Origin of the sequence: Hansschlegelia beijingensis (genome assembly GCF_045505405.1) — a bacterium.
GTDB lineage: Bacteria > Pseudomonadota > Alphaproteobacteria > Rhizobiales > Methylopilaceae > Methylopila > Methylopila beijingensis_A.
This window is the reverse complement of record NZ_JBJKEX010000338.1, coordinates 1-3,328: the sequence shown is the minus strand read 5'-3', so window position 1 is coordinate 3,328 and position 3,328 is coordinate 1. Positions and strand designations below refer to the sequence as shown.

Below are 3,328 nucleotides of genomic sequence, written 5' to 3'. Positions count from 1 at the left end.
GATCTCGCGCGAGGTCTGGGGCGAGGTCTGCGCCCAGGCGGGCGTGCGGGTCGACCATGAAGGGCTGGCCATCGTCGCCCGCCGGCCGGAGGCCGCCAGCGTGCTCGCCGCCTACGCGGCGACCGAACCTGCTCCGGGCTGCGTCTTCTACGAGCCGGAGGACGCGCACGCCTTGTTCCCGCAGTTCCGCGGCGACATCGCCGGCGTGTTCTGGAGTCCCGACGAGATCAGGGTGGAGGCCAAGTCGGCTCTGCCGAAGATCGCGGCCTGGCTCGAGGACGCGCATGGCGTGGCGTTCCGTTGGGAGACCGCGGTGACGGCGATCGGCGACGGCGCGCTTGCGACCTCGCGGGGGCCCATAAGGGCCAAATGCGCGGTGGTCTGCCCCGGCGACGATTTGCGCTCGCTGTTTGGCGACCGGCTCTCCAGCCTCGGACTGACCCGGGCGAAGTCGCAGATGATGCGGGTGCGCTATGAGGACAGCTTCGAGCTGCCCGGCGCGGTCTCGACCGACCTCTCCGCCGTCCGCATGCCGGCGCTCCAGGATGTCGAGGGGGTCGACGCGCTGCGCGCGCGGCTCGAGGCCGAGCAGCCCGAGCACCTCCAGCATGGCGTCGTGCTGCTCGCCTCGCAGTCGGCGGACGGCTCGTTGGTCGTCGGGGCGAGCCGCACCCTCGACGCGACGCCGGATCCGTTCCTGCTCCAGACGATCGACGACCTGATCCTGGACGAGCTCGCGGCCGTGTTCGGCAAGCGGCCCAAGCATGTCGTCTCGCGCTGGAGCGGGACCTACGCCTTTTCGGCGGACCGCCCGGTGGTGGTCGAGGCGCCGGAGGAGAATGTCCGCATCGTCGTGGCGGCCTCCGGCTTCGGCGCCAGCGCGGCCTTCGCGATCGCCGAGGAGACGGTGGCGGAACTGCTCGGGGCCGGCGCGTCCTGACCCGCAGGGTTTCCCGGCGCGGCGAAAAGCTCTAGGAGCAGGCCGCGCCTCCGAAGCTCCGAGACCTCATTGCGATGAACGCCCGCCGCACCGACCTCACGCCCGCTCGCCTGCCGCGCGGCTTCGCCGATCGCGGCGCGGCCGAACTCGCGGCGACCCGGGAGATGACGGAAGCCATCCGCCGGACCTATGAGCTCTGGGGGTTCGAGGCGATCGAGACGCCGTTCTTCGAATACACCGACGCGCTCGGCAAGTTCCTGCCCGACCAGGACCGGCCGAACGCCGGAGTGTTCTCGCTCAAGGACGACGACGAGCAGTGGCTGTCGCTGCGCTACGACCTGACCGCGCCGCTTGCCCGCTTCGTCGCCGAGAACTTCCAGCGCCTGCCGAAGCCCTATCGCAGCTATCGCCTCGGGCCGGTGTTCCGCAACGAGAAGCCCGGCCCGGGGCGTTTCCGCCAGTTCCTGCAGTTCGACGCCGACATCGTGGGCGCGCCGTCGGTCTCGGCCGACGCCGAGATGTGCATGATGATGGCCGACGCGCTCGAGGCGGTCGGCATCCGGCGCGGCGACTATGTCGTGAAGGTCAACAACCGCAAGATCCTCGACGGCGTGATGGAGGCGATCGGCCTCGGCGGCCCCGAGAACGCCGGTCGCCGGCTGATCGTGCTGCGCGCCATCGACAAGCTCGACCGGCTCGGGCCGGAGGGCGTCCGCGCGCTGCTCGGCGAGGGCCGCAAGGACGAGAGCGGCGACTTCACCAAGGGCGCCGGGCTCGACGCGGATTCGGCGGTTCGCGTGCTCGACATCCTGAAGGCCAAGGCGGCCGACAATCTGCAGACGGCGCGGCGGCTGTTCGACGAGTTCCCGGAGCCGGGCGCCGGCCAGGAGGGCGCGCGCGAGCTCTCGGCCGTCGCCACCCTGATCGACCAGGCGGGTTATGGCGACCGCGTGGAGCTCGATCCGTCGGTGGTCCGCGGCCTGGAATATTACACCGGCCCGGTGTTCGAGGCCCAGCTCACCTTCAAGATCGAGGACGAGGACGGCCGGCCGATCCAGTTCGGCTCGGTCGGCGGCGGCGGCCGCTATGACGGGCTGGTCGGGCGCTTCATGGCCGAGAACGTGCCGGCGACGGGCTTCTCGATCGGCGTCTCACGCCTTCAGGCCGCGCTGCGCGCCCTGAAAGGCGCCGACGCGGCGGCCGCGCTGGGACCCGTCGTGGTGCTTGCGCTCGACCGCGAGCACATCGGCCGCTCCATGGCGCAGGCTGCGACCCTGCGCGCCGCCGGCATCGCCGCCGAGGTCTATCTCGGCGCCTCCGGCATGAAGGCGCAGATGAAATACGCCGACCGCCGCCACAGCCCCTGCGTGGTGATCCAGGGCTCCGACGAGCGGGAGAAGGGCGAGGTGACGCTCAAGGACCTGATCGAAGGCGCCAGGGCCGCGGCCGCGATCTCCGACCGCTCCGAGTGGACCGAGAGCCGGCCCGCGCAGGTGACGGTGCCGGAGGAGCGGCTGGTCGAGGAGGTCCGGGCGATCCTGTCCCGGCACGTCTAGGAGAAGTCGGCGAACTTCTCCCGCACGTCCTGCTCGGTGACCTCCGTCATCGGCTTCATGAACTTCACGGCCTCGGTCTTGCGGCCGGGGCGCATGATCAGAACGACGGTCTCGGCGCCGCCGCAGGCCGGGTCGCCGCAGTCGATCTCGCTGACCGTGACGGCGTCGTCCTCGCCGAGCGACAGCGCGCCGCGGACGAGCGCGGCGACCCTACGGGAAGCATCGGCGCGGCCGGGGTCCTCCCGGCGGGATCGGAACAAGAGAGCCACGCCTCATCTCTACGCCGCCGGAGGGAGAGATGGACAGGACCAAACGCCGCGAGGCGCGACCCAGGCGGCCTTGTCCGCGCGGAAAAAAGTCGCGCCCGGCGGGCTCGGCTGCTAGACGCGCCCTGAAATCCTGACCCCTGGCCCGCCCATCCGATGTCGAGTCCCCTGCTCAAAACCCTGATCGACCGTTTCGAGGCCGCCGGCTTCGCGCGCGTGGACGTGCCGATCCTCCAGCCCGCCGAGCCGTTCCTCGACGTCATGGGCGAGGACCTGCGCCAGCGCATGTTCCTCACGCTCGACGCCGAGGGCCGCGAACTCTGCCTGCGACCGGATTTCACGATCCCGACCGCGCTGCTGCACCTCGCAGGCGGCGAGGCCGGCCGGGCGGCTTCCTATTCCTATGCGGGTCCGGTGTTCCGCCACGGCGCGAATGGCGGCGAGGTCACGCAGGTCGGCGTGGAGAGCTTCGGCCGCTCGGACCGGCCAGGAAGAAGCCGAGGTCGCCGCTCGAGAAGTCGATGATGAAGCGCTGCGTGCGCGGCGGCACCGGCTCGGCGGAGCCG

At 71.2% G+C, this 3,328-nt stretch carries 4 protein-coding genes; 3 read left to right on the top strand and 1 reads right to left on the bottom strand.

Annotated elements, in window-relative coordinates:
- Together ACIKT0_RS15595 and hisS are read left to right on the top strand one after the other, a co-directional pair.
- The coding region (locus ACIKT0_RS15595; RefSeq protein ID WP_407106247.1) for an FAD-dependent oxidoreductase at positions 1-940 on the top strand (940 nt) is incomplete at its 5' end.
- A 74-nt stretch (positions 941-1,014) separates the two neighbouring features.
- Positions 1,015-2,496 (top strand): histidine--tRNA ligase, encoded by a 1,482-nt coding sequence (gene hisS, locus ACIKT0_RS15590; protein ID WP_407106246.1) that lies wholly within the window; start codon positions 1,015-1,017, stop codon positions 2,494-2,496.
- Here the strand turns inward: hisS and ACIKT0_RS15585 are convergent.
- Positions 2,493-2,765, bottom strand: a complete 273-nt coding sequence (locus ACIKT0_RS15585) for a hypothetical protein (RefSeq protein ID WP_407106245.1) — start codon at positions 2,763-2,765, stop codon at positions 2,493-2,495. The genes hisS and ACIKT0_RS15585 overlap by 4 nt on opposite strands.
- Before the next feature lie 153 nt (positions 2,766-2,918).
- Here ACIKT0_RS15585 and ACIKT0_RS15580 point away from each other — a divergent pair, with 153 nt between their 5' ends.
- Entirely contained in the window at positions 2,919-3,287 is a 369-nt protein-coding gene (locus ACIKT0_RS15580) for an ATP phosphoribosyltransferase regulatory subunit (RefSeq protein ID WP_407106243.1), read from the top strand.
- Positions 3,288-3,328 lie beyond the last annotated feature (41 nt).

Bases quoted from the DNA above. Each gene is read 5' to 3' on its own strand.
- ACIKT0_RS15580 (WP_407106243.1), top strand. From the start codon at position 2,919: ATGTCGAGTCCCCTGCTCAAAACCCTGATCGACCGTTTCGAGGCCGCC.
- hisS (WP_407106246.1), top strand. From the start codon at position 1,015: ATGAACGCCCGCCGCACCGACCTCACGCCCGCTCGCCTGCCGCGCGGC.